Annotated in this window: 23 protein-coding genes; 9 read left to right on the forward strand and 14 right to left on the reverse strand. The window is 64.3% G+C overall.

The features are described from left to right. Window positions 1–19 precede the first annotated feature (19 nt). The gene (locus tag VGH98_01280; GenBank protein ID HEY2374581.1) at window positions 20–424 is read right to left on the reverse strand and encodes a metal-sulfur cluster assembly factor; all 405 of its coding nucleotides are present in this window, start codon (window positions 422–424) and stop codon (window positions 20–22) included. A 34-nt stretch (window positions 425–458) separates the two neighbouring features. Next, window positions 459–1,553 (reverse strand): DUF2156 domain-containing protein, encoded by a 1,095-nt coding sequence (locus VGH98_01285; GenBank protein ID HEY2374582.1) that lies wholly within the window; start codon window positions 1,551–1,553, stop codon window positions 459–461. Window positions 1,554–1,658: 105 nt separating this feature from the next. Between VGH98_01285 and VGH98_01290 the strand changes: the two genes are divergently transcribed. Next, window positions 1,659–2,879, forward strand: a complete 1,221-nt coding sequence (locus VGH98_01290) for a BamA/TamA family outer membrane protein (protein ID HEY2374583.1) — start codon at window positions 1,659–1,661, stop codon at window positions 2,877–2,879. A gap of 39 nt (window positions 2,880–2,918) precedes the next feature. Here the strand turns inward: VGH98_01290 and VGH98_01295 are convergent, their stop codons facing one another. Continuing rightward, window positions 2,919–4,301, reverse strand: coding sequence for a serine hydrolase (locus VGH98_01295; protein HEY2374584.1), 1,383 nt, complete (start codon window positions 4,299–4,301; stop codon window positions 2,919–2,921). Window positions 4,302–4,748: 447 nt separating this feature from the next. Here VGH98_01295 and VGH98_01300 point away from each other — a divergent pair, with 447 nt between their 5' ends. The 3 genes from VGH98_01300 to VGH98_01310 are packed head-to-tail and all read left to right on the forward strand — an operon-like array spanning window position 4,749 to window position 7,190. After that, window positions 4,749–5,336: a sigma-70 family RNA polymerase sigma factor gene (locus VGH98_01300; GenBank protein ID HEY2374585.1), complete on the forward strand. Its 588-nt coding sequence runs from the start codon at window positions 4,749–4,751 to the stop codon at window positions 5,334–5,336. After that, window positions 5,320–6,024 carry a hypothetical protein gene (locus tag VGH98_01305; GenBank protein HEY2374586.1) on the forward strand — a complete coding sequence of 235 codons (705 nt, stop codon included), beginning with the start codon at window positions 5,320–5,322 and terminating at the stop codon, window positions 6,022–6,024. The genes VGH98_01300 and VGH98_01305 overlap by 17 nt, the downstream gene beginning before the upstream one ends. Before the next feature lie 29 nt (window positions 6,025–6,053). Continuing rightward, window positions 6,054–7,190, forward strand: coding sequence for a PDZ domain-containing protein (locus tag VGH98_01310; GenBank protein HEY2374587.1), 1,137 nt, complete (start codon window positions 6,054–6,056; stop codon window positions 7,188–7,190). On the opposite strand, the gene VGH98_01315 is transcribed toward VGH98_01310, so the two are convergent. The 7 genes from VGH98_01315 to VGH98_01345 form a co-directional block, all read right to left on the reverse strand. Beyond that, window positions 7,174–8,136, reverse strand: coding sequence for an NAD(P)/FAD-dependent oxidoreductase (locus tag VGH98_01315; protein ID HEY2374588.1), 963 nt, complete (start codon window positions 8,134–8,136; stop codon window positions 7,174–7,176). The two genes, VGH98_01310 and VGH98_01315, sit on opposite strands and share 17 nt — an antisense overlap. Window positions 8,137–8,300: 164 nt before the next feature. Continuing rightward, window positions 8,301–9,119 carry a matrixin family metalloprotease gene (locus VGH98_01320; protein HEY2374589.1) on the reverse strand — a complete coding sequence of 273 codons (819 nt, stop codon included), beginning with the start codon at window positions 9,117–9,119 and terminating at the stop codon, window positions 8,301–8,303. A gap of 46 nt (window positions 9,120–9,165) precedes the next feature. Beyond that, window positions 9,166–9,924, reverse strand: coding sequence for a matrixin family metalloprotease (locus tag VGH98_01325; protein ID HEY2374590.1), 759 nt, complete (start codon window positions 9,922–9,924; stop codon window positions 9,166–9,168). Next, window positions 9,921–10,319: an alpha/beta fold hydrolase gene (locus VGH98_01330; protein HEY2374591.1), complete on the reverse strand. Its 399-nt coding sequence runs from the start codon at window positions 10,317–10,319 to the stop codon at window positions 9,921–9,923. Before VGH98_01330 ends, VGH98_01325 begins: the two co-directional genes overlap by 4 nt. Before the next feature lie 386 nt (window positions 10,320–10,705). Beyond that, window positions 10,706–11,629, reverse strand: a complete 924-nt coding sequence (locus VGH98_01335; GenBank protein HEY2374592.1) for a proline dehydrogenase family protein — start codon at window positions 11,627–11,629, stop codon at window positions 10,706–10,708. Between the two features lie 15 nt (window positions 11,630–11,644). Next, complete coding sequence (gene queG / locus VGH98_01340; protein ID HEY2374593.1) at window positions 11,645–12,718, reverse strand: tRNA epoxyqueuosine(34) reductase QueG; 1,074 nt, start codon at window positions 12,716–12,718, stop codon at window positions 11,645–11,647. Beyond that, the gene (locus tag VGH98_01345; GenBank protein HEY2374594.1) at window positions 12,715–12,987 is read right to left on the reverse strand and encodes a hypothetical protein; all 273 of its coding nucleotides are present in this window, start codon (window positions 12,985–12,987) and stop codon (window positions 12,715–12,717) included. Before VGH98_01345 ends, queG begins: the two co-directional genes overlap by 4 nt. Here VGH98_01345 and VGH98_01350 point away from each other — a divergent pair. Continuing rightward, window positions 12,975–14,516 carry an FAD-binding oxidoreductase gene (locus VGH98_01350; GenBank protein HEY2374595.1) on the forward strand — a complete coding sequence of 514 codons (1,542 nt, stop codon included), beginning with the start codon at window positions 12,975–12,977 and terminating at the stop codon, window positions 14,514–14,516. The genes VGH98_01345 and VGH98_01350 overlap by 13 nt on opposite strands. Here the strand turns inward: VGH98_01350 and VGH98_01355 are convergent, their stop codons facing one another. Beyond that, window positions 14,517–15,983, reverse strand: coding sequence for an alkaline phosphatase family protein (locus VGH98_01355; GenBank protein HEY2374596.1), 1,467 nt, complete (start codon window positions 15,981–15,983; stop codon window positions 14,517–14,519). A gap of 178 nt (window positions 15,984–16,161) precedes the next feature. On the opposite strand from VGH98_01355, the gene VGH98_01360 reads away from it, so the two are divergent. Both VGH98_01360 and speY read left to right on the forward strand, forming a co-directional pair. Further along, window positions 16,162–17,175, forward strand: coding sequence for a TIGR00730 family Rossman fold protein (locus tag VGH98_01360; GenBank protein HEY2374597.1), 1,014 nt, complete (start codon window positions 16,162–16,164; stop codon window positions 17,173–17,175). Between the two features lie 24 nt (window positions 17,176–17,199). Next, complete coding sequence (gene speY, locus VGH98_01365; GenBank protein HEY2374598.1) at window positions 17,200–18,528, forward strand: deoxyhypusine synthase; 1,329 nt, start codon at window positions 17,200–17,202, stop codon at window positions 18,526–18,528. Window positions 18,529–18,634: 106 nt separating this feature from the next. Here the strand turns inward: speY and VGH98_01370 are convergent, their stop codons facing one another. Beyond that, window positions 18,635–19,459 carry an MBL fold metallo-hydrolase gene (locus tag VGH98_01370; protein HEY2374599.1) on the reverse strand — a complete coding sequence of 275 codons (825 nt, stop codon included), beginning with the start codon at window positions 19,457–19,459 and terminating at the stop codon, window positions 18,635–18,637. 152 nt (window positions 19,460–19,611) lie between these two features. Between VGH98_01370 and VGH98_01375 the strand changes: the two genes are divergently transcribed. Then, window positions 19,612–20,094 carry a GreA/GreB family elongation factor gene (locus VGH98_01375; GenBank protein HEY2374600.1) on the forward strand — a complete coding sequence of 161 codons (483 nt, stop codon included), beginning with the start codon at window positions 19,612–19,614 and terminating at the stop codon, window positions 20,092–20,094. Window positions 20,095–20,162: 68 nt separating this feature from the next. Here the strand turns inward: VGH98_01375 and VGH98_01380 are convergent, their stop codons facing one another. Beyond that, window positions 20,163–21,791, reverse strand: a complete 1,629-nt coding sequence (locus VGH98_01380) for a hypothetical protein (protein HEY2374601.1) — start codon at window positions 21,789–21,791, stop codon at window positions 20,163–20,165. A gap of 53 nt (window positions 21,792–21,844) precedes the next feature. Further along, a complete protein-coding gene (glpD, locus tag VGH98_01385) occupies window positions 21,845–23,506 on the reverse strand; it encodes a glycerol-3-phosphate dehydrogenase (GenBank protein HEY2374602.1) in 1,662 nt (553 codons plus the stop codon). A 96-nt stretch (window positions 23,507–23,602) separates the two neighbouring features. On the opposite strand from glpD, the gene fadI reads away from it, so the two are divergent. Further along, window positions 23,603–24,901 (forward strand): acetyl-CoA C-acyltransferase FadI, encoded by a 1,299-nt coding sequence (gene fadI, locus VGH98_01390; protein ID HEY2374603.1) that lies wholly within the window; start codon window positions 23,603–23,605, stop codon window positions 24,899–24,901. Window positions 24,902–24,904: the final 3 nt, after the last annotated feature.

The raw sequence follows: 24,904 nt of genomic DNA on the forward strand, positions 1-24,904 counted from the left end.
CCGTCAACGCGCTTTTGGGCTAGAGGCCCATATACGCCCTGACGCGCGGCTCGATGCGCTCCGGCGTCCAGTAGGGCGACCAAACCAGATTGAGCTCGACCTCGCCGACGCCGGGCAGCCCCTGCAACACCCGCTCGACGTCCGTCATGATCTGCGGACCGGCGGGGCACCCCGGCGAAGTGAGCGTCATGTCGACGTGAATGTTGTTGCTCGGGTCGACGCTGATCTCGTAGACGAGTCCGAGGTCGACGATGTTCAGGCCGAGCTCCGGATCTTTCACTTTGCGCAGCGCGAGCTTGGCGATGTCTGATGTGATGACGTCGGCCGGCGACGCCGCATTTCCAGGCTCGTTAGGCGCAGCCGCATTACTCGCGTCATTCGCCGTATTCTCGCTATTCGCGTCCTGCTCGATTTCGTCGCTCATCGTGGAGGCTCCTCGTGCAAGATAGCTTGCGCGCTCAAGAGTGCAGCAACCGGCGACGAAGCCACCGCGACTCCGTTCGTGCCGCCCGCCACAACGCGCGTGCGATCGTCGAGACGGGCGAGCCGTCGCTGAATGCCCCGGCGATGGCGTACAACGCGCCAGGCGAAAAGCGCGGCTCGTTCACGATCGCGTACACCGGCTCCCACCGCTCGGGCAGAAACTTCGCTTTGAAGTTGTCGAGCCCCTCGAAATTGTAGAAGCGACGTCCATGCGCCTTCACCAAGCGTAGCAGTAGTCGAAGCCACATCGGATTTGCCGTCGGTCCCGCGCCGTGTCGTGAGAGCGGCGCGAGTCCGAGCGTCACGTAGTCGTAACCTTCGCCAGCAAGCGCCCGCATCGCAGAGTCGAGTAGCAGCTCGACGGTGCCGTTCGGAGCGTGGCGTCCGCGGACGAACTGCTCGACGAGCCATCCACCGCGCGCCGGTGCGGGCGAGGCAACGAGAAACGCGACAATCTCGCTCGACCGAGATCGCGCGACGAAGATTCTGCGGTCGAATAGCCTCGTGAGCGTATCCGGCTCGACGAGAAAGTGCATCGGTGGCAACCCACGCGTCGCGAGCCACTCCGTGAGCACCCGTATGAGCGAGGGATGACCCGTCGCTTCGTCCGCCGACATCGGTTCCACCACGATGCCCTTGTTGCGCGAGCGATTGACTTGTGCGCGAAGCGACGACTTGCTCGCGACGATACCCGGCCAGTGAGCTGGATTCCATGAGGGCTGCGCACCGAGCAAGACCATCGCATGTCTATGATGTGATCGAAGCAGCTCTTCGAGGCGCGCTTCAGCGCCGAAGTAACAAACGCGGCGTCTGCCTTGTGCGCATTCGCGCTCGAACTCCGAGATGACGTCGGCCAGTCGGTGCTTCGCGCACACGGGTGATCCGGCGACCACACGCGTCCGGCGGCGCTCCACGTAGCCGACAACGGCGTCGCCCATCGCCGAGAACCAGAGGCTCATCCCCGGGTTCACGATCTGATAGGCTGTCGCATTCCAGCCGTGGAGCATCACGAGCTCACGCGCCAGTTCCAGTGGATCTCCCCCAACCGGTGCGTCGACGAGTGAATTCATCTACGTCAGTGGCAGTCCGATGCTACGTCAGGACGCGCATGGTTCCTCATTCCACACGACGCGAGCTTGTTCTCGCCCGCTAACCTCGTGATGGAGTAGTCAGCCATGCGCCCTCGAAATGTGCATCGCATCCTCGCCGTTGGCTTCATTCTGATCATCGCAACGACCGCTCGCGGTCAGCAGAGCGACGATCGCGCCGCGTCGGCGGCCTCCCCTCGGGTACCCAAGGGTTGGGAACTGTCCGGCGTTCCCGCGCTCAATTTCGACGCCGACGAAGGAGTCGGTATGGGTGCTGCGCTCGAGCTCTACAACTACGGCCCCGGCGTGCAGCCGTATCGGTTCACGATTCAGCCGACGGTGCTCATCACCAGCAGAGGGCGGCGCGACATGACCGTCTTCTTCGATGCGCCGACGCTCCTGCCGCACGGATGGCGTGTGAGTGCGTTCGCCGGAAGTGAAGAACAACGCGCTCAGCCGTACTACGGCGTGGGCAACGCGACGCCCTATGACCCAAGTCTGGAGCGGCCGCCGAACTCGTATTTCTACCGCTTCGGGCGCGAACGCCTCAGAGCCTCAGCGGACTTTCAACATCGCGTCGGCAAATCGTCAGCCCGTCTCCTTCTCGGCGGCGGCTTCTCAGGCTCTACGATCGATCTCACACCCTACGACTCGGGAACGACGCTGCTCGCGGTGCAATCGAACGGGCAAACCCCTCCGCCGGATCGCGTCAACTACCTGCGCGCCGGCCTGCTGTGGGACTCTCGAGACCGAGAGATCGGACCCAGCCGAGGCACGTGGGCCGAAGCACTCATCCAACGCGTGAGCAAAGGTCTGGGTGCCACCGAGGACTTCACGCGCTGGACGACTACCGTGCGCCAGTATGTGCCGCTTACGAGTCGCGTCGTCTTCGCGGAGCGTGTTGTTGCACAGGGCACATCCGGCAACGTGCCGTTCGATGAGTTGCCGACAATTCAATCTTCGTTCAAGCAGGGTGAAGGACTTGGAGGATCGAGCAGCCTCCGCGGAATTCCAAAGGATCGGTACATCGGTAAGTCACTCCTTCTCAGCAATTCGGAACTGCGCTGGCGGGCTGCCGAGTTCGCCCTGTTCGGCCGGCAGTCTTTCGTCGCGCTCGATGCGTTCGCCGATGCGGGCCGAGTGTGGGCCGATCAATTCCGCGTTGATCGGGTGCTCGACGACGTGCACGTCGGCTACGGCGGCGGAGTGCGAATTGGCGTCGGGCCGAGCTTCATCGTCGCCACGGACGTCGGCCACTCAAACGCATCGACCGCCGCGGTCTACGTCGGACTCGGCTGGATGTACTGAGCGGTGTCATCCCTCTTCCCAGCCAGGATGACGGCCTTGTCAGGCCTTGTGCGTTGCCTTTTTCGTCGTGTGCTTGGCGGCAGGCTTCCTGGCTGGGCTCTTCTTCGCCTTAGCCTTCGACGACTTCGCGCTGGAAGACTTGGACTTCGCGCTGGAAGACTTGGACTTCGCGCTGCTCGACTTTGCGCTGCTCGACTTCGCCCCGATGCGTCCTGCGCTCACCGACGTGTGCACGCGCGAGTGCCGTGCTCGAGCCACGCGCTCCGGTCTGTTCCAGCCGATCGCGCGATCGGCTCGGAATTTCGCCGGCATCTCGAGCATGCCGTCGCCGTAGTCCAGAACGGCGAGTGCTGCAGCGTCTGAGAGGTCGGCACGGACATCGGCAATCACTTTGGCCGGTCGTCGCGCTCGAGCCGCGTGAACGCGGTTCGTGAGCAGAATGACGAACATGTCGCGATCCGGATCGATCCACAGCGACGTGCCGGTAAAGCCGGTGTGCCCGTAGGCGCGCTCGCTGAGATACTTGCCGCAGCTTCCGTCACCCGCGCATGTGTCCCATCCGAGCGCTCGCGTGCGCGCTGCGCGAGTCGTGAAGAGCGTGACTGTCGAGTCGGCGATGATCCTCGTTCCACCGTACTCACCACCGTTGAGCATCATCTGAGCGAACACGGCGAGGTCCGACGCCGTACTGAACAAACCAGCATGGCCTGCGATACCGCCGAGTGCAAACGCGTTCTCGTCGTGCACTTCGCCGCGAAGTGGATAGCCCCGCGGCGGGTTCACCTCGGTCGGCGCGATTCGGTCACGCAACGAGTCCGCCGGCTTGAAGTACGTGTTCTCCATGCCGAGCGGCTTCCAGACATGATCGGCAAGGAACTGGTCGAGTCGCTCGCCCGAAGCCGCTTCCACGACGAAGCCGAGCATGTCGGCACCGAGGTCGGAATACTCGTAGTACTGATCCGGATGATAGACGAGCGGTGTTTCGATCGCCGCCTGACGAGCCTCCTCGGGGCTATGCGCTATGCGCCAGAGGTCGCGACCAGCAGGCAGCCCGGAACGGTGCTCCAGCAGAAGCCGCAGCGTGACGAGATCCTTTTCGCCCCCGGAGAATTCGGGGATGTACTTCGAGACCGGATCGTCCAGGTGCACTTTTCCCTGATCGTAGAGAATCATCAGGGCGGTGGTCGTACCGACGACTTTGGTGAGGGACGCGAGGTCGTAGATGCTTTGGGTTGGGCTGACGGCCTCGCTCTGGTCGTCCCAGTCGAGCCGGCCAAAGCCGCGCTGCCAAACGGCGGCACCTTTGCGCCCGACGACGACGGCTGCGCCGGGGTAGCCGCCCGCTTGAATGCCACGCATAACGACGTGGTCGATCTTGGCCAGCCGAGCGGCCGACATGCCGACCGAACGCGGGGCTTTCACGGGCAATCCCCCGGGACCGGTGGGACCACCAGTGGCCAGCGTCAAAGCCGAGAACAGCAGAGAAACCAACACTTCGACTCCCCGGTCGGACGAGCGGAAATCACGGGTCGGCGCTAACGAGTCGCTCGATAACGCCTATGTATGCAGATGCCGTGCAACGAAAACGATGACGGGCCGGACGTGGGGGAAAGTCATCCGGTCAGTATGAATGCCTTACTATCCGAGGGCGACCAAGGTTCCAGAGGCGGGCGGCCGCGCGTCGGAAATAATGTCGCATGGAAACGGGACGAGCAAGGGGGGCGTATGCAACGGTGGCTCAAACGGTTGAGAACTGGTGGTTGGTGGGTGGTTGTTGCTGACGGTCATCCCGACTCAGCAACAGCGACGAACCACTAGCAATCAAGCACCTGCGCAAACCATTCTCTCCATCCCAGTGACCAATTTCCCGTGACTGTTGAGCTTCTCACGATTCGCCAGGCAATCGAAGGAGATGAGGCGGCGCTACGGGCGTTGTGGACACGCCACGCCCCACATATCGACCTCGTCGTTCGCCGGCTGGTCGGATCCGACTCTGATCTGGCGGCGGACATCGCACAGGAGGTTTGGATTCAGATCTTCCGCGCGCTGCCAAGCTATCGTGGCGACTCCCAGTTCGGGACATGGGCGCACCGCATCGCGGTGAACCGTACGCTCAACGCTCTTCGAAAAACGAGACGGCTCGCGAACGCGGAATCCGAGATCCAGGAAGACAGCGCATCGGTCGAGATGGATACCGATCGCTCCTTCCTCGCCGCCTCGATCGAAGAAGCGATGACGAAGCTCTCACCGGGCGCCCGTGCCGTGTTCGTCTTACACGATGTGGAAGGGTTCACGCACGAAGAGATCGCTCGCGACCTCGGTATTACGGCGGGCGGCTCGAAATCACAACTCTTTAAAGCGCGGGCGAAACTGCGAAAGCTGCTCGCCCATCTTGTAGAAGCAGCAACCGATGCAACGAAACAGAGGATTGATAGTGGACATGTCGCACCTGCCTGATGAGCGCCTTTCGGCGCTGACCGACGACCCGCCGACATCGGCGGAGCTCGCGCATCTCGCGTCGTGCGAGCGATGCGCGGCGGAACGCGCCGCCTATAGAGCGCTGCGTGAAGTTGCCAGGTCGGAGCAATCGCGAATTGGGGCACCGTTGAGTGATTGGGAATCGCTCGCACCTGCGCTGCGCGCCGATGGAGTGATCGACACGGGTGAATGGCGTGTTGCACGTCGTCCGCGACGATTCGGTGGCGTGTGGTCACAGGCCGCCGCCGCGGTGTTGATCGCAATCGGCGGCATCGCGTACGGTCGTTACTCGGCAGCCGGATCGATGCTGCCGGCCTTGCGGCATGGCGGGGGCGCGTTGGCGAAGGCGGGCGCGGATTCGTCGGCATTTTCGAGCCTCGAAGAAGCGCGCTCAGCACAGGAGCAAGCGCAGACGCTGTATCAGAGCGCGGCGCTCTATCTCGCGGCGCACGACACGCTGGAGCTGTCGCCGGACAGCCCGGCTGCGATGCGCCATCGTTTAGCAACGCTGGACGAGGTGGGCGCGACCGTTCGACAGGCGCTCGCTGAGTCGCCCGGCGACCCCGTCATCAATGGCTATTACCTAACGACGCTGGGACAGCGCGATGCGACATTGCGGCAGCTCAACGCATCCCTGCCCGCGAACATGCGGGTGAACATCTTCTAATGCGCGGTCTCTGGAGTGACGTGGCGACGATGCCTCGAGTGCGTTCGGCTTTGTGGATCTGTGTCATAGGACTCGTTATCGGCGCGGCGGCGCTGGCGGAAGCGCAGACTCCCGTTTCGGCCCGCGATAGCAATCGCGTCTATCGCCTGCAGTTCCAACGCTCGGCCGACACAGCGTACACCAGCAGCCTTCGTCGAGCGCGGCTTCAGCTCCGGGAACGCCTCGATTCCCTGCAGCATGAATTCGAGGGGCTGGGGCTCGATGCGCCCGATCGCGTCGATCTCGTGCGCGAGCTTCGCGCGCTGATCTCCTCGCTCGGCGATCTCGATCAGCTCGAACAGCACGGGCGCGTGCGGTTCGTCGATCCGTCCATGGCGGCCGAGAAGGCACGGACGCTGGCCCAGCAGGCGCGCACGTTTGGCCCAATGCTCCGTCGCTCGATGCAGTCGCTGCAGCCTGGCTGGATCGGCATCAACGCGCAGGGGACGCAGCAGCGCATTGTACGCAACGACAGCGTCTACCTCAGGTACTTCAACTATCCGCAAGTCATCTCGGTGGAGCCCAGCTCACCCGCCGAGCGCGCTGGAATTTCTCGTGGTGATCAACTCATCGCGTATGAGGGCGCAGACCTGCGTGACCACGAGATCAACCTGACGAAGCTCCTTCAGCCATCCCGACGGATCTCGGTCACGATTCGGCGCGATGGCGAAGAGCGAGATTACGACGTCGTCGTTGCGAAAGCGCCACCACAGATCGAGGCCTTGCGAGGATTCAGCTCTCGCGATGTCGCTGTCGATTCCATGCCTTTCGCGCTTGCGATGCCTCGCACCCCAGTGCTCGCCCGCACCATGCCGCAGGTGCGCATCTTCGATGGGAGAGAGGCTGGTGTCGTGCCCGTTCTCGGCGCAAAGCTCGTCGCGATCACCGACGAATCGCTCGGACGCATCTTCGGTGTCTCGAGTGGCGTGCTCGTGACCGAAGTCTTCAGCGATCCGGCCGAGTCCTCTGGTCTTCGAGGTGGTGACGTGATCAGTAAGGCTGATGGCCGCGACATAACGGACGTCGCGCAGCTCCGCCGAATCGTCGCCGCGCACGGCGGCGACCGAAACGTGGAGCTGGAGATTGTGCGTCAGAAGCGGACGCGCGCCGTCACGCTCCGCTGGTAACGAGCGACAACTCGCGCGGCGTGAGCTTCTGACTCTCCGGTACGAGCGACTTGTGAATCGATAGCGCCGCGACCGCGCCATCCGATGCGGCGGTGATCGCGAGCTGCGGACCCGGAACGATGTCCCCGGCGGCGTACACGTTGTGGACCGACGTGTGATAGTGGCCGTCGATGAGCACGTGTCCCTCGTCGTCGCGGTCGCAGCCGAGCTGCAAGGAAAGCTTCGTGCCGGCATCGTCAGCGGGAAATTGCCCGATCGCGAGAAAGATCTTCTCGGCGTCGAGATGCATTCCGTCGCGCAGCTCGAGACTGTGTATCGCCTGTCCTTCGCAGACAACGCGCAGGATCGGCTCGGTGAGCACGGGAATATTGAGCACGTCCAGCTTCTCGCAGTACTCCGGAAGGTCGAGCGCCGACGGCTCACCATTCGTACAGATGATGATCTCGCGCGTCCACGTCGTTAGGTTGAGCGCCATCCCGATAGCGAGCCGGCCATTTCCGATGACGACGACTTTCTTGTCGCGCGCCTCGTAGCCGTCGCAATCGGGGCAAACGTGCGCGTTCTGACCGAATGCGTGGTCCAGCCCCGGGATGTCCGGCCAGACATCGCGAATCCCGATGGCAAGGAGCAGCCGGCGGGCTTGTAAGGGCTCGCCCGTCACTAGCTCGAGCGAGAATTCATCATCGCCTTCCTTGCCGACGGCGACAACGATGTCATCGACGAGCTCGACGCCATAGCAGCGGCATTCCTCCCGTCCCAGCGCGCGCAGATTCGCCGGACGGATGTGAGGCAGGCCGAGGAAGCCATTTACGCCCCGCGTTTCCCAGTTGCGCGGGTCGCCACTGTCGATGAGAACGACCGAATGGAGATATCGTGCAAGCCAGATTGCAGCGGTCAGTCCGGCCGGACCGCCACCGACGATCGCAACATCGAAGATTCGCCCCATGCGTCCAGCACTGGCGCAAGATCTGGGCGAGCGTGGTGGTCGGTGTTGGTTGCTGTGATTGGCTAGTGCTGGTTGTTGGCTGCTGGCTCGTCGGCGAGGCTACAGCGACCAATGACGCGCAACCAGCCACCAATCACCACAGCCAATCGCCAACCACGACCAGATCACCTCACACGACCAGGCGGCAACGCGTACAAGAGATGTAGCGTTTCCTTATCCAGATCGGTGATATCGAGATGGGTGCTCTCGGGATACATGATCGTTCCCGTGTTCTTCGAGTGCCCGAGGCCGAGCGCGTGGCCGATCTCGTGGCGCAGAATCTCGCTGATCTCACCCGGCGGGAACGTGTCGCCATCACGGTCATGCAGCGCGACGACGACGTCGGCGTGAACGACCCATGCATTCTGATCAGCGAGTCGCTTCGTCTTGCCGATGCGCAGCTCGTCAACCGGGAATTGATCGATCCAGCGTACAACGATGTCGGCCCCCGCTGAATCGGAGGGGAAGACGAAGCGCAGCGGGATGCCCGCCGTCTGCCACTCGAGAAACACGTCGCGCGCGGACTGGACGTAGCCGATCCACCAATCGCGAACGTGCGGATCGGATTGAATCCATACCCGGACTCCTCCGTCGCGATTCTCCGGCCATCGAAACAACACGGAGTCCTGCATTGCGAGCAGATCGTTGATGTAGGTTCTCGATCCCGCGTCGGCGATACGCCGCCGAATATCCACCGCATTGCGCACGGGGGCCCGCGCGCGGGAGGCCGTCAGCGCGTTGTGCACATCGGCCGGAGCCGCGTCGTTATCCTGCGCCGCGCTCGAATCGAGCCTGGGATCCCCGGAATTGCTCCGCGGGTTACCGGCCTGCGCGACCTGAAATGCATAACGACGCGGCTCGAGCGTCGATTTCACGCTCTGAAACGCAATGAATGTGATGAGTGCCCCGACGGCACCAAGCAGCCAGTACTCGATGCGTCCCATTACGAGATGTCGGGGGAACGACTGAGCGCGGCGATTCCTCGCCGGATCAGCGCACCGGACCAGGCGGGAGGGAGTACAGCAGACGGACCGTTGCGCGATCGGCGGTGGATAGATCGCGCACGCGGACCTTCGGTGCCATGATGCTCGTCGGATCCTGCGTGTGATCGAGTCCGAGAAGATGACCGATCTCGTGCAGCGCCATTGCGCGCATCGCCTCTTCGTCCAACACCTCACCCTGATGGTGATGGACAGCGAGGATGATGTTCGCGTCGGTGATGAGCCAGTCATCATCGCGCGCCCACTTGGTACGTCCGCTGATTGGCTCGCTGAAGTGATCGATCCAGTTTACGTGCACTTCCGCGTCGGCAGAATCGTCGACGAAAACGAAGCCGAGAGGAAGTCCAACCCCCTGCCACTCCTCGAATGCCTCGCGAACACGATCGACGTAGCCCGGCATCCAGTCGTCGATCGCCGCACTCGGCTGAATCCAGACCGCGAGCGGGCGATCACCGCGATCCGGCCAACGTGCGAGCGACGAATCGCGTTGTTGGAGAATCTCGCTGATGTATGTGCCTGGCTCGTCGCGACGCAACCGGCGCCGCACGGCGGCGCGATCGGGTTCGTCGAGATCGTCGCGTGGAAAGAGCGCGCGACCAACGCTTCCCGCGGCGCTCTGTTCGCGCGACGCGGTGAGTGCGTGCGCAACCGCGACTTCGGGTGACCGCGTCTTCTTCACGGCACCTAACGCGCCGAGGCCGACGGCGAGATACAGAACGGTCAGGGACGCTCGCTTAGCACGCTTCATACGGATTGGCGAACGGCACCCAGCAACTGGGCGGCGAGGAAGGAATCGACGACAGAGAAGAACACATCTGGCGCCTCCCAGAAGGGCATGTGACCCGAGTGAGGCACCGACTCGCGTTGCGCACGAGGTAGCAGCGCCCCCAACTCCGCCGAAACGGCAACCGGCAGCGCGTCTTCCTCGCCGTGAATGACGAGTCTCGGTACTGAAAGGGCACGCAAACGACCGCGCCAATCGTAGCCATCGCGACGCAGGTGGGCCAGAACGGCTGCACCCGTGCCGCTACTCAGTTTCGGTGGCGCGAACGAGCTTGCGAGCTCAGCATGAGCGAACCACGCCGAAGAGACCGCGAGCGGTGAAAGCGCGAAGGCGACGAATCGTTCTTTGGCTGAGGGCAATGAATAGCGACGCGCTCAGCTAGCGCAGGAGGAGGGTACGACAGTAGCGCACGGCGGGTGAGAGACCGCGCGCATGTGAGGGGGATCACGTTCTGGCGAGTAAATACCCCCGGAACCGAAAAATGGTAAGAGGGAACATCAGAATATTTTGGGCGAGGAAAAGGGCTCGAGGAGGCCGCGAACACCAAGGAGCGACCAACGGGCGCGCGACGCTGGCAGTGGGAACGCCTGCTTGCAGGGCAGGTAAAAAACGCCCGTCGCCGGTACTCAGGCGACGGGCATTTCACGTAACTCTCAACCCACTGAACCCCTTCATGATCATCCCGGTTTCAAAGCTCTTCTCCGCCGGATGAATCTGACTTGAGTGCCGTCAGGTGCGAGACACCTCACGACATCAGGCTACGGACGACGAACCACACATTCGCGGGCCGCTCGGCCAGACGGCGCACGTACCACGGAAACCAGTGCGAGCCGTAGCTGATGAGAACGCGAACCGGGACGCCGTTCGTCGGAAGCGCTCGCTGTGCTGCGATCTGGATGCCGTACAGCATGTGCACTTCCCAGGTACCGCGGGGCACTTTCTTCGACTGGGCATGGCCACGAATGCGCTCGACCAGCGCGAGGTCGTGTGTCCCGAACACCTGAACGCAATCCGGAGACGCCGCGTCCAGCATTCGCGTCGCGAGTGTGAAATACCCGGCATCGGTATCGGATTTCTTGGGAAACGCGACTTCCGCAGGCTCGCGGTAGGCCCCTTTGACGAGTCGTACCGAGCCGCCGACAGCGAGCAATGACTCGAGATCGTTAGGCGTGCGCCGCAGGTACGCCTGGAGGCAGACGCCGATCTTCGGGTGCTCGGTTCGCACACTACGATAGAGGTCGAGCGTGGCGTCGACATAGTGCGACTCCTCCATGTCGATCCAGAGCATGTTGCCGTTGGTCTCGGCGCGAACGACGAGCGCTCGCACCGAGTCGGCGCACAATGCCGGATCGACGTCGAGGCCGAGGTGGGTGAGCTTCACCGAGACGTGCGTGGGGAGCCGGCGCGCGGCGATGTCGTCGAGAACCTTGATGTAGTGGCGCCGGACCTCTTCCGCTTCGGCTCGCGTGCTCACGCGCTCACCGAGCGCCGTGACGACAGATCCGACGCCGGCGGCACCGAAGGATGCCGCGGCGTCGAGCGCGGCGCCGACGTCCTCGCCGGGCATGAAGCGCCGAACGGCGCGACGAGCGAAGGATCGCCGGCGGAATTGTTCGGCGAGCCACGTACTGCGCGAAGCGCGCAGGAGAACGGTGCGGGCAATTGACATGGGCCGTAGTCTGCGTCAGAAGACCGCACTTCGTCCAGCGCCTTGCTTTTCTCGAAGCACTCGCAACGCCCAGACCGCGTGCGCCTGGACGACTGGCTCGGGATCGGAGCATGCCTTCTCGAGCACCGGTACGTCTTCGGTGGTGCCGACGCTCGCGAGCACGACGGCGGCATTGCGTTTCAGGCCTCGCAGCTTGGCTCGTTTCATGGGCGAGCCCGCGAAGCCCGCGCGAAACTCGGCGTCGCTCATCGCGAGGAGCTCTCGCGCGAGGGTGCGAGCGTCCTTGCCGCCTAACGCCGCCCGTGGCGCAAAGGGAGACGGTTCGGGGAGCGATCGCGCGAATCGTTCATTCCAGGGGCAGACGTCCTGGCAGATGTCGCACCCATAGATCAAGTCTCCCATCGCCCCGCGAAGGTCGAGCGGTATGTCTCCTCTGAGCTCGATCGTTAGATATGAGATACAGCGGGTCGCATCGAGCACGCGCGGCTCGACGAGCGCTCCGGTCGGGCAGGCCTCGAGACAGCGCGTGCAGGTGCCACACCGGTCGGCCTCGAAGGGCGCGTCTGGCGCAAGCTCGATGCCGACGAGCAGCACGCCAAGAAAGAAGAACGAGCCTAACGCGGGATGGATGAGGTTCGTGTTCTTTCCGAACCAACCGAGGCCCGCGCGGCGCGCGATGTCACGCTCGAGGACGGGACCGGTATCGACGTACGGCTTGCCGAGGACGTGCTGATCGACCTGGTCGTCGAGCCAGGCATGCAGCGCCGTGAGACGGTCGTGCATGACATCGTGATAATCGTCGCCTCGTGCGTAACGAGCGACGGGTCCCGAAGGCTCACGTCCACCGTAGTTCATCGCGACGACGATCGCCGATTGGGCGCCGGGCGCGGGGAGGCGCGAATCGCGGCGCTTGTCGCGGCCGCACGGCAGATACGCCATCGTGCCCGCAAAGCCGCGCGCGAGCCATTCGTCGAATGCATCGGCGGTTTCGGCGGGGCCAAGCACACAAATCCCGACGAGATCGAAGCCCAGGCCGAATGCCTGCGCTTTTATTCTGGCCTCGAGCGAGACTGGGCCGTCGACCTTCATTTGCGCACGGCCCAGCGTGCGTAGCGCGCGACGTCGTCGGCCGGCGGCACGATATCCGGGTCGCCGTACGCCGTCAGCATGCGCCAGCGCACGTACTGTCGATCGGGAAGGGGCAAAAACGGGGCGCGCCGAAGCCAGCGCCGACGCCGGAAGCGCCACGCGACACGAAGGAGCGCCGCCGCGAGCCGCGGATCGCGCAGCGCGCGGAGTGCCAGCGAGAGAACGAGCCGAGACCAGCGCTTCCGAGGAGCGAGCCGTGGGGATTGCACGCTCGAAAGGTAATCGACGAGCATTGCCGATCGACGCGCTGCGTCATCATGAGAGCGCGGCTACGTCACTCGACGGATGGGGACTGCAGGCAATGCGAGAGAGTTTCCTGACAATGTTCAACTACAGTGCGGGCGAGGCAGTCAACGACGCGCATTCGCGCCTGAATCCGACGTGCGTGCGCCGTGTGGTGCCGGTGCGCAGTCTGGCGGACGCGCGTGCCGCCATCGCAGGGGCAGTACCTAACGAATCCATCTGCATTGCCGGCGCACGTCATGCGATGGGAGGTCAGCAGTTTGTGGAGGATGGCATCCTGCTCGATACATGCGCGTTCGATCGCGTGCTCTCTCTCGATGTCGAGCGCGGCTTGGTCGAAGTGGAGACGGGGATTCGATGGCCGGCGTTGATTCGACAGCTTGGCGTACTGCAACGCGGCCGTAAGGATCGCGGGACGATTCGGCAGAAGCAGACGGGGGCGGACCAATTGAGCATCGGTGGCGCGTTGTCGGCGAACATCCATGGCCGCGGCCTAACGATGAAACCGGTCATTGACGATGTGGAATCGTTCACGCTGCTCGACGCGAATGGTGAGCTGCACCGGTGCTCGCGAACCGAAAATCGGGAGCTGTTTCGGCTGGCGATTGGCGGCTACGGTCTGTTCGGGTTCATCGCGACAGCGACGCTCCGCCTCGTCCGCCGGCGTCGGCTGCGCCGAGACGTTGCGCTTGCGACATCGGGCGACCTCGTGCACGCGTTCGCCGAGCGAATCGCCGCGGGCGCGCTGTATGGCGACTTCCAGTTCGCCATCGATCCACGCTCGCCGGACTTCCTTCATCGCGGCATTCTGTCGACGTACACGCCAGTTGCCGCCGCGACGCGTGGCGCCGAACCGGCGCCGGTACTCACCGCCGATCAGTGGGGCGAATTGCTCGTTCTCGCGCACGTCGACAAGTCGCGCGCGTTCGAGCTGTATGCGGCGCACTATCTCGCGACATCGGGACAGGAATACTGGTCCGACCTCCATCAACTCTCGATCTACCTCGACGACTATCACCGCGCGATCGACCCGTGCCTGACGGCCCACGGATATCGCGACGGCGGCACGGAAGTGATCACGGAGCTATTCGTGCCGATTGGTCGGCTCGCGGAGTTCCTCGGCAATGCGAGCGAAGACCTCCGTCGCAATGACGTCGACGTGATTTACGGAACGATCCGGCTCATCGAGCCGGACGATGAGAGTTTTCTACCGTGGGCGCGCCAACGCTCGGCCTGTGTGATCGTCAACGTGCATACGCCGCACTCGGCCGCCGGTCTCGCGCACTCAGCCGAAGCCCTTCGTCGGCTGATCGATCTCGCCATCGCGCAGAACGGCAGCTACTACCTCACGTACCATCGTCACGCGCGCCACGACCAGGTGCTCCGATGTCATCCGTCGTTGCGCGCGATGCTACGGAGGAAGCGCGAGTACGATCCGGACGAGCGATTTCAGAGCGAATGGTATCGTTGGTACCGCGAACTGCTCCGCGTCTGATCACGCAGCGGCGGTCTTGTGCGCGGGCGCGAAGAACGACGTGCCGTCGAGACCGGCGGGCGCGTCGATGCCGAGTGCGGCGAGCGCGCTCGGCATGACGTCTACGGTTCGGCGTGGTGCGAGGGCCGGTGGACGGTTGACGACGAGCGGCACGAGCATGTGCTCGCGATGGAGCGCGCCGTGCGAGCTCACGTGCGGAATCGGCTCGTAGCGGGCACGGAAATCCCAGTCGCGCGCCGCGGAGAGGATGATGTCGCCCGCTCGCGGCGCGCCCGCGATCGTCGCGATCTGCACGATGCCGTCGGGATAGTCGGTATCGATCGTCGTCTCGTACGCGCCATGCGCGTCGAGCTTCCGGAGATCGGCGCCGATGCCGAGGGGATCGCCAGTCAGGCGCCGATAGCTGAAGCGCGCTCCGTCGGTTGCGATGATCGCCGAGCCGCGCGTCCGCGAGCGAACCTCGCAGCCATGGCCGTCGTTAGGCAACAGGAGCAGGTCAACCGAGGGACGATCGAGCAGCGTTTGCGCGAGTGGCTCCCATCGCGAGCGGAGCGCACTCCAGAAGGGGCGATGCCGCTGCTCGAGCTCGACGTACACGTGCGCCATTGCGTTGCCGCTCACCATCACCGCGGCTTGCGGAGCGAGCGTGAAAATCCAAGGATGTGCCATCACACGGAGGCCCTGCGCCGCGATGCCGCGCTCGAGATCGTCGTGCGCGCGAACGGGCGAATGACCGTGGTCGCTGGTGATCCAGACGTGCGTGTCGTCCCAGTATCCGAGCTGCTCGGCGTCATGCCGAATACGCGCGACGAGCTCGTCGACGATGCCGATCGCATCGCCGACAATCGGCGCGTCGTGTCCCTGGGCGTGCGACGTCTTGTCGATCCCCGTCAGCGCCGCAAAGACGAAATCCGGCCGCTCATCGCGCACACGCCTAACGACCTCCTCGACGATGTCGCGATCGAAGTCGAGCCAGCCGCGCACGTTCCCCGTGAAATGGGTGCGCGCGACGCGCGCGGCCGAGCGCAGGGCGCGCAGGCTCTGGACCCCGAACGTCGCGACGCGCCCGCTGGGCGCGAGACCGCGGTTGATGACACTCAGTGCGCCGACGCTTCGTTCCGAAAGCTCGAACACCGTCGGCGCGGTGGGGTCGATGTCGGCGTCGACGCGCCGCATCTGGTGGCCCACGTAGCTGCGCGAGAACGTCGGAAACGAGCACGTGGCGCGACTCCGATCGAACCAGCGCAGACCGGGAAGACCAACCGTGCCCGGATAACGGCCCATGAGAAAAGGCGCGTAGGCCGGACCGGTGACGGACGGGAAGCACGAGGTGATCGTGAAGAAGCCACCGTCATCGCGGAGCCCGGAGATCGCGGGCGCAGCGGGCGCGGAACCCGGCGCGCGCTCGAGCGCTGCACCGAGCGTATCGGGGCGCACGCCGTCAGCGATGATGATGATGACAGGCACGTCTATTCCCGTAGGGGTCAGATGGCTCGAGGAGTCGGCGAGTCAGCTTTACGCAAAGCACGCACCGAACGCCACTCGCATCTTGCTGGCGAACGCCCCCCCGAGCCCGATAGACTTGTGCGGCATCGTCACCGAGGCGCGGACCTTGGTTGCGCTCGCCATGTCACATCAACGTTGAATGCCTTCCAGAAACAAGAATAACGGGGGGGATGGTCGGGAAGATCGCCGTCGGAAGCCGCGAGCGGGGCGGCGGTCGCCGCGCACCGCTACCGGCAAGCGGTCCGATCCACAACTCCTCGCCGAAGCGGCGCTCGAGGCGCAAGAGTATCTCCGCGAGCGGACCGAGGCGGGGCATCGCGCCGCTGGCCGCACTCCCCCTTCGGAACGAACGGCGGCACGCGCATCGGGCGCGACGCGCATCATCGATGATTCCATTCGCAGCTTCGTCGGCCCCGTCACGGAGGACGAGAAGCTGCTGCAGGCGCCGAGCGAGGCGGCGGATTTCACGAGAACGGACCCGTGGCGCGTCCTCCGCATCATGGGCGAGTTCATCGAGGGATTCGACAACCTTGCGACGGTGACGAAGGGCGTCACGATCTTTGGATCGGCGCGCACGCACCCAGACGATCCGCAGTATCAGGCGGCGGAGGAAACGGCGCGGCTCCTGGCGGAGCAGGGATTCGCGATCATCACCGGCGCGGGCCCCGGGATCATGGAGGCGGCGAACAAGGGCGCGCGCATCGCCGGCGGCCGCTCGATCGGTTGCAACATCGAGCTGCCCTTCGAGCAGGGCGCGAATCCGTACGTCGACACCCTGATCAACTTCCGCTACTTCTTCGTGCGGAAGACGATGTTCATCAAGTACTCAAACGCGTTCATCATCTTCCCCGGCGGGTTCGGGACGCTGGACGAAGCGTTCGAGGCGCTGACGCTGATTCAGACGGGAAAAATCTATCAATTCCCGGTGATCATGTTCGGGCGCCATTACTGGGCGGGGTTGATTCGCTGGCTGCAGTCGCGCGTGCTCGGCGAGGGCAAGATTTCGCCCGGCGATCTCAATCTGATTCTCCTCACCGACGATCCACAGGAAGCCTGCTCGGCCGTCGTCGAAGCGTACGAGTCACAGCAACGCGCGATCCGTCCGCGGGAAGCGGCGACAAAGGCGGCGCGTAGCACCGATCGGGACATTTAGCAAGTTTCAATTGGCGAGCGAGCCATGGCGAGAAAGAAGGACGACAGTTCAGCGCGAGGCAATGGCCGCGAGCGCGGCGGCTTCAAGGCCTCCCGGCACGGCACGGCCAAGCGTGAACGCGCGTCGGCCGCGGGACCCAAGGCGGTGCAGAAACGCGCGGCCGAGGAACGCGAGCGCTCGGGCGAACGCCACACCGCGCACGAGACGAGCCGGTTCCTGCGCGGCGACCGGATCGATCCGCGGCGCATCGACGGAAGCGAGCGCGTCGCCGATCTGATCGACGGGACCTTTCTCGCATACAACGCGGCGCGCCTGCGCGAGGGCTGTCAGCTCTTCACCCAGAAAATGCTCGATGCCGATGTCACGGTTGGGATGACGCTCACCGGTGCGTTGACACCGGCGGGATTGGGCATGGCGGCGGTGATTCCGCTCATCGAAAGCGGCTTCGTGGACTGGATCATCTCGACCGGCGCGAATCTGTATCACGACACGCATTTCGGTCTCGGCCTGGCGATGCATCGCGGGAACGCGCAGGAATCGGACGTCGTGCTGCGCGAGGAGGGCGTCGTTCGGATCTACGACATCTTCTTCGACTACGATGTGCTGCTTTCGACGGACGCATTTTTTCGCACGATCATCCAAGGGAAAGAGTTTCAGCGTTCGATGTCGAGCGCCGAGTTTCACAATCTCTGCGGCAAATACGTGCGCGAGCGCGAGAAGGCGTTAGGCATCGGCCAGAAGTCGCTGCTCTCGGCGGCGTATGCGGCCGGCGTGCCGATTTACACGTCGTCGCCCGGTGATTCATCGATCGGGATGAACATTGCGGCGCTCGCACTCGATGGGAATCGATGCATGATCGACCCGAATCTCGACGTCAACGAGACGGCGTCGATCGTGCTCGATGCCAAACGCGGCGGAAAGAAGGCTCGAGGCGGGCGCTCGGCGGTGCTGATCTGCGGCGGAGGCAGTCCGAAGAACTTCATGCTCCAGACCGAGCCACAAATTCAGGAGGTGCTCGGCATCGACGAGAAGGGGCACGACTACTTCCTGCAGATCACCGATGCGCGCCCCGACACGGGTGGTCTCTCGGGAGCGACGCCGGCCGAAGCAGTGAGTTGGGGGAAGATCGACCCCGATCGCCTCCCGGATGCTGTGGTGTGTTATCTGGATTCGACGGTTGCTCTGCCGCTACTCACGGCGTACGCCCACGCGCGCCACGCGCCCCGGCCACTCAAGCGCTTGTTCGCTCGTCGCGTGGAGATGCTCGATCGCCTAACGAAGGAGTATCGGCGCGCTGGTCACGGGCCGGCCGACGCGGAACACACGGAAGCAATGCTGCCGATGCATCGGTAGGGCAGGGGGCAGAGAGTAGAGGGCAGAGGGCAGAGGGCAGAGGGCAGAGAGTAGAGAGTAGAGAGTTGTGGGGCAGAGAGTTGTGGGCAGAGGTTCACGCTGCTCTCTACCCTCGACCCTCTTCGCTCGACCCTCGACCCTCGACCCTCGACCCTCTTCGCACCGCGCGCACGAAATTCATGCGCGCATACTCGCCTCCCGATGCAATCGCGACGGTTTCATCGCCACCCAGGAGACGGCGCAGAATCGCACGATCACTCCAGCCTGCGGCCTGTTTTGTCTTGATGGCAGCGATCGCGTCTTCGAGGTAGCTGATTTTCGCCGCCAGAGCGGCGACCGGATCGCGCACCGGGCCGCGGTGCGCGTCGAACACGCGCTCCGGCGAAAGAGCGAGCACCGCACGCAAGCTCTCGACGATCTGATACGGGTCCTCGTTCTCGTGCATGAGCGTTGCCCGAACGCCGAGCCAGAGATCGCCGGAGAACACGGTGGCGCGCGCCGGATCCCAGATGATCTGATGATCTGCGCTGTGACCGGGCGTGTGGACGAACTCGAGCGGCACTTCGGAGACGAATGCTCGCGGCGCCGATGTCAGACGCGGCGTTGTTCCCCAGACCGCGCGCCGATAGAGACGAATCGCCGCCGAATCGCGAAGACGATCGAGGGTAAGCGCGTGCATCGCGAGAGGAATGCCCCGTCCTGCCAGGAGCTCCGCGTTGCCCGCGTGATCCTCGTGGTAGTGTGTGAGCATGGCGCCGATGATCGGCCGCTCATCGAGAAATTCGGCCAGCGCCCGCTGCGCAAGCGGGAATCCGCTGTCCACGAGAACGCCATGGACGAGGTAGGCGCTGACGTCCATTCCCGCGAGCCGGCTACCCCAACTCGCGAGGCGGATGCGTTCCACGTCGCCAAAGCGCTCGATCTCGATCATCCGTCGAAGCTAGCCGGAGAATAGCGACGCCGGCGCGGCGCAGGACGACGGGTCCGTCATTTGCGGAAGTGTCTGGCCAGGCGTACGTTGCGGTGAGGCGCCCGGCCTGATGGTCGGGCGCTCCATTTTGTTGTACTGGACCCGACACGCACATGATCGAGGCACTCAAGCAGAAGCTTGGCGAGGAAGTGGAGAAGTTGCAGTACGAGCTCAACGTCACCCTGCCGGGGGAGATTCGGCGCGCAGTGGAGCTTGGCGACCTGCGCGAGAATTCGGAGTACAAAGCGGCGCTCGAGCGACAGCAGTTCGTACAGGCGCGACTCGGTCAGCTTCGCCAGCGGTTGAGTAAGCTCTCGCAGATCGATCCGTCGCAGATTCCGAAGGATCGAGTCGGGCTCGGCTCCAGGGTGATCGTCGAGGATCAGCGGACGAAGACGCGGGAGACGTACTATCTCGTCTTCGGCGATGCGCTCGAATTCGAGGAAGGCCACGTCACGATGGCGTCGCCGATTGGGCGTGCACTGCTGGGAAAGGCGGTCGGCGAAGTGACGCAGCTGCGGCTGCCGACGGTGGTGCGAACGCTCAAGGTCGTGAATCTCACGACCATCCATCAGGCGACGCCGAATGATCTGTGATCGTGATTGGTGATTGGTGATTGGTGGTTACCAATGACCAACAGCCAACGACCGATCCGTCGACTAGCTCATCGCGAGCGGCGGCGGCTGAGCGTAAAAGCCCACGGCACGACTCTGTGTTCACCATCGCCAAGCGCCACGCCGGTGGTGCTGATGGCGGCGGCCGTGGGTCGCAGCCGCACGGACGAGAGGACGAGATACTGCGCGCCAAAGTGCGCGGTCAATGTGCGCAGCGCGTTGGCGTCGACATCGAGTGAGCGCGGCTCGAGGTATTCGGCTGCGGTGAACGTGGTAATGGGAACCGCGTGTCGCCCGGTGTAGAGATACACCACGCCCTCGTCGTGGTCCGTCGCGATCACGGCGCTCGTATCCGTTTGCGAACGAATCCATTCCAGTTTCGGCGCGATCCAGCGCCCGCTCAAGTCTTCCGTGGTCGCCCACCAGCGCCGTTGGTAGCCGCGCACGTTGTACCCGATGAGGCCAGCGACGAGGACGAAGGCCGCGATCCCTCCGGCCAGGCGCATCGCAAGGCGCATCTTTGGTCGATTCCATGCAACGGTAGGCAATCGGCTCTCGAGCAGCGTCTGCGCGCCTAACGCGAGCACCAGCATGATCAACACCCATATGCCGAGCAGGAAACGAACCGGCGCGAAGGGCCAGATGGCGACGATCGCGAGGTAGCCGGCAATGAAGCCGAGCGTGACCGGTGCTCGCCGACTCAACCTCGCAACGCCTGGAATCGCGAACAGCAGCACGCAGATCGACGCGATAACGTCGGGCAGCGGATTCGTCGGCGGACGAAATCGGTGCGCGATGTGGCCGAACATGTCGGGAAGATTGCGGCGCAACGTCTCGAGCACGATTCCGGGGCCGCCGTCTCTGATGCCATCTTCAAACCATGCGAAGTACGAGCCATAGTCTCCGCGCATCAATGGCGGGAAGGCGTCGTGCGCCGAGACCCAGAGCAACCATGGCAACACCACGATCGTTGCCGCGGCGACAGTCAGCGCGCTCTCGCGCCACCGTCGGCGGATTGCGTAGACGAGCGCCACCGCGCCAACCAGCGCGATCGCCTGGGACCGGACGAGGAAAAGCAGACCCGCGCCTACGCCGAGCCAGAGCGCTCCGCGTGGATCGGGTCGGTCTTCATTGACTCTACGCTCGGCCCACAGGAGGAACGGCAGCACGAGCGCGAGGAACATCATTTCCGAGAGCAGCATGCTGCTCAGGTAGAGCGTGGGCGTCGTCGCGGTTCCGGCGACGGTGGCAGCGACGGCGAAGCCAATGCTCAGAGCAAGACGCTCGCGCGCGAGTTTGTACGCAAATGCCGCGACGACCCCGAGAAAGAGCGCATTCGCAACTTTGAATAGAACGAGATTCGACGGAAACGACGGCCCGATCCGCCACAGCGCCGCGAGAAGAAGTGGATAGCCAGGCGGGTAATGCGTCGCGAACGGCGCGCCCGGCAGGTTGAGATTCCGGTACCCATGTCCTGTGGCGAGCGACTTCCCGAGAATGACGTAAAACGCGTCGTCGTAGAAACCACCTATCGGCAACGTGTCGACGGCGTACAACCCGGCGGCGACGGCAATCGCCGCGACGACGAGCGGAAGGTGTGACTCCGAGAAGCGCCAGCGCACGCGCGACTCGGTCGTGGCCGACTCGTTGGGCGGTACATCGAGGGCGGGAAGAGACATCGATACCAGGGAGAGGCTCCGCCTCTCGACGCCTGTCTTGCCCGATAGGCAACCTACGGCTCGATGGTGAAGACGCGCCCTACGTCCCGAGCGTAGGCCTCGATCGCCTTCGCGATATCTCGGTCATTCCAGCCGAGCAGCTCCCCCACACCGCGAGCGACGCGCTCGCCGCTGGCCGTTCCATGATCGCGCGTCTCGAATGCGAGATGCGTGCGGCGAAGCAGGAGGTCGGCGAGCGTGTACGCCATCTCGTGTCGCACTCCGTAACGCATTTCGCCGATCGTGTATGGCAAGCCAGCGAGGCGCTCCGAGCCGCCGGGCGCGGCGATCTCGTCGGCGACAGCGGACCAACGACTGCCATACGAATGCACGAGATGATTCGCCAGCTCGTTATCGGCGGTCGCACGCTCCGCGGCCGCGATTGCTTCGTCGATGTAGGCGAGATCGCCACCCGGGAGCCGAGCGTTCTTCGTCGGTGGACGGCGCGTGACGCCCTTGCCCAAGCGTTCGGCGACGACATCCACGACTTCGGCGGCCATGATGCGGTACGTCGTCAGCTTGCCGCCGGTGATGCTGACGACGCCGTTCGCGCTGCTCGAGATCGCATGTTCGCGGGAGGCATCGCTCGGATCGGCCTTTTCGGCACCCGTGGCAATCAGCGGTCGAATGCCTGCCCAGGCGCTCATGACGTCGGCATTCGTCAGGCGTGCGGCGGGAAAGAAGGCGTTCGCCGCCTCGAGGAGATAGGCGACATCTCGCTCGCTGGCGCGGACTTCATCCGGGTGGGCGTCGGTGAACGTGTCCGTCGTGCCGATAACCGTTAGGCGACCAGACGGCAAAATGAACATGACCCGTCCGTCGTTAGGCGCGAGCAGTGTCAGCGCGCCATGGTTACCGACGCGCTCGCGGCCGACGGCGACGTGTACGCCCTTGCTGCCGCGCACCTCGGTGCGTCGTGGAGGGCGCTCCTCACCGAGATGGTGCAACTCGTCGCTCCACGGGCCCGTCGCATTGACGACGACCTTGGCGCGCACGTCCAGGTGCGTGTCGCCGATCGTGTCGTGCACCCGGGCGCCTCGCTGCGCTTCGGTGTGGACGAGCAATTCGGTGACGCGCGCGTGGTTGAGGACGACGGCACCCGCTTCGCGGGCGCCGATGGCATTGGCGAGCGTTAGGCGCGTGTCGTTCGTGGAGGCGTCGAAATAGCGCGCACCGCCGAGGAGCCCGTCGCGCCTCAGTGTTGGCTCGCGCGCCGCGATCTGACGGATACTGAGGCGACGATGCGAGCCGACGTTACGAAAGAGGGCCAGTGCATCGTACAGCGTGAGACCGGCGTTGAGCTTCCATTGCGGCACTCGCGCTCCGGCGTATACGGGCCAGAGGAATTCGAGTGGTCGGACGAGGTGAGGGGCCAGGCGCAGGAGTCGACGACGCTCGCCGCTGGCTTCGAAGACGAGATGGAGCAACCCATGCTCGAGATATCGCAGTCCGCCGTGCACGAGCCTCGACGAGCGGCTCGACGTGCCGCTTGCGAAATCGTCTTTTTCCACGAGCGCGACACGGAGGCTACGCAGTGCAGCGTCGCGCGCGATGCCGCATCCGGTGATGCCGCCACCAACGACGAGGAGATCGAATTCATCCCGCGCGAGCGCCGCGAGCTGCTGGCGTCGCGCTTCCGTCGGCGACAGCTCGCGCGAGGCGGTGACAGTCGTCAGATCGTCCTCCGGGTCAGCGGGCTACGTCGAGCGGGCGCATCATCACGAAGCTACCAGAGCCTAGTGACATCTTCCAACGACACCTAACTTCCCAGCATGGCAACGCTCGGAACGAACGGACGCCGCGTCGCGGTCGTGGCCGGTGTGCGCACGCCGTTCGCGAAGGCAGGCACGGCGCTCAAGGATTTCACCGCGATCGAGCTCGGGAAGTTCGCCGTCGCGGAGCTCATCCAGCGCACAAACCTCGACGGGAAGAACGTCGACGCGGTGGTGTATGGGACGGTCGTGCCGTCGGTGATCGCACCGAACATCGCGCGTGAAATCGCGCTCATGCCGATGCTGCCGAAGGGCACCGAAGCGTATTCCGTGAGCCGGGCCTGCGCGTCGGCAAACCAGGCGATCACCGACGCCGCCGATCAGATCGTGCTCGGCCATCACGACGTCGTCATCGCGGGCGGCGCGGAATCGCTGTCGAACGTCCCGATTCTGCACTCGCGCGGGATGTCGGAGAAGCTCGTGGCGCTCAATCGCGCGAAGAGTCCCGCGCAAAAACTCAAGATCCTCGGTTCGTTCCGGCCGAAGGACCTCGTCCCGATCACGCCGGCGATCGCGGAACCGACGACCGGCGAGTCGATGGGCGAGTCGGCCGAGAAGATGGCGAAGATCAACCACATCACTCGTGAGGCGCAGGACGAGTTCGCGCTGCGGTCACACGAGCTTGCCGCGGCGGGAACGCGCGACTGCCGCCTAACGGCTGAGATCGTGCCGGCGTACGTGCCGCCGAAATTCGAGAAAGTGCTCATCTCGGACAACGGCATTCGCAGCGACTCGTCGCTCGAGCAGCTCGCGGCGCTCAAACCCGTCTTCGATCGCAGATACGGGACGGTGACCGCGGGCAACTCGTCGCCGCTCACCGACGGCGCGAGCGCGGTTCTCCTCATGAGCGTCGAGCGAGCAAAGTCGTTAGGTTACGAGCCGCTCGCGTATATACGATCCTACGCGTACGCGGCACTGGATCCTGGCGAGCAGTTGCTCATGGGGCCGGTGCTCGCGGCACCTGTCGCCCTGAAGCGGGCCGGCCTGACGCTGGCCGACATGGACCTGGTCGAGATGCACGAGGCGTTCGCGGCCCAGGTGCTGAGCAATCTGAAGGGATTCGTGTCGTCGGACTGGGCTCGGCGCGCCGGCTTCACGACGCCGGTTGGCGAAGTCGATCCGGACCGACTGAACGTGATGGGCGGCTCGATCTCGATCGGTCACCCATTCGGCGCCACCGGAGGCCGCATCCTAACGACGCTCGTCGATGAGCTGCGACGTCGCGACGGGCAGTTCGGCCTCATGACGGTGTGCGCGGCCGGCGGGATGGGACACGCGATGGTCGTGGAGCGGAAATAGAGC

The sequence above is a fragment of the Gemmatimonadaceae bacterium genome (genome assembly GCA_036496605.1).
Taxonomy (GTDB): Bacteria; Gemmatimonadota; Gemmatimonadetes; order Gemmatimonadales; family Gemmatimonadaceae; genus AG2.

Coding starts and splice junctions, on each gene's coding strand:
- VGH98_01280 (HEY2374581.1), bottom strand. CDS start 424: ATGAGCGACGAAATCGAGCAGGACGCGAATAGCGAGAATACGGCGAAT.
- VGH98_01285 (HEY2374582.1), bottom strand. CDS start 1,553: ATGAATTCACTCGTCGACGCACCGGTTGGGGGAGATCCACTGGAACTG.
- VGH98_01290 (HEY2374583.1), top strand. CDS start 1,659: ATGCGCCCTCGAAATGTGCATCGCATCCTCGCCGTTGGCTTCATTCTG.
- VGH98_01305 (HEY2374586.1), top strand. CDS start 5,320: ATGTCGCACCTGCCTGATGAGCGCCTTTCGGCGCTGACCGACGACCCG.
- VGH98_01310 (HEY2374587.1), top strand. CDS start 6,054: ATGCCTCGAGTGCGTTCGGCTTTGTGGATCTGTGTCATAGGACTCGTT.
- VGH98_01315 (HEY2374588.1), bottom strand. CDS start 8,136: ATGGGGCGAATCTTCGATGTTGCGATCGTCGGTGGCGGTCCGGCCGGA.
- VGH98_01320 (HEY2374589.1), bottom strand. CDS start 9,119: ATGGGACGCATCGAGTACTGGCTGCTTGGTGCCGTCGGGGCACTCATC.
- VGH98_01325 (HEY2374590.1), bottom strand. CDS start 9,924: ATGAAGCGTGCTAAGCGAGCGTCCCTGACCGTTCTGTATCTCGCCGTC.
- VGH98_01335 (HEY2374592.1), bottom strand. CDS start 11,629: ATGTCAATTGCCCGCACCGTTCTCCTGCGCGCTTCGCGCAGTACGTGG.
- queG (HEY2374593.1), bottom strand. CDS start 12,718: ATGAAGGTCGACGGCCCAGTCTCGCTCGAGGCCAGAATAAAAGCGCAG.
- VGH98_01360 (HEY2374597.1), top strand. CDS start 16,162: ATGCCTTCCAGAAACAAGAATAACGGGGGGGATGGTCGGGAAGATCGC.
- speY (HEY2374598.1), top strand. CDS start 17,200: ATGGCGAGAAAGAAGGACGACAGTTCAGCGCGAGGCAATGGCCGCGAG.
- VGH98_01370 (HEY2374599.1), bottom strand. CDS start 19,459: ATGATCGAGATCGAGCGCTTTGGCGACGTGGAACGCATCCGCCTCGCG.
- VGH98_01375 (HEY2374600.1), top strand. CDS start 19,612: ATGATCGAGGCACTCAAGCAGAAGCTTGGCGAGGAAGTGGAGAAGTTG.
- VGH98_01380 (HEY2374601.1), bottom strand. CDS start 21,791: ATGTCTCTTCCCGCCCTCGATGTACCGCCCAACGAGTCGGCCACGACC.
- fadI (HEY2374603.1), top strand. CDS start 23,603: ATGGCAACGCTCGGAACGAACGGACGCCGCGTCGCGGTCGTGGCCGGT.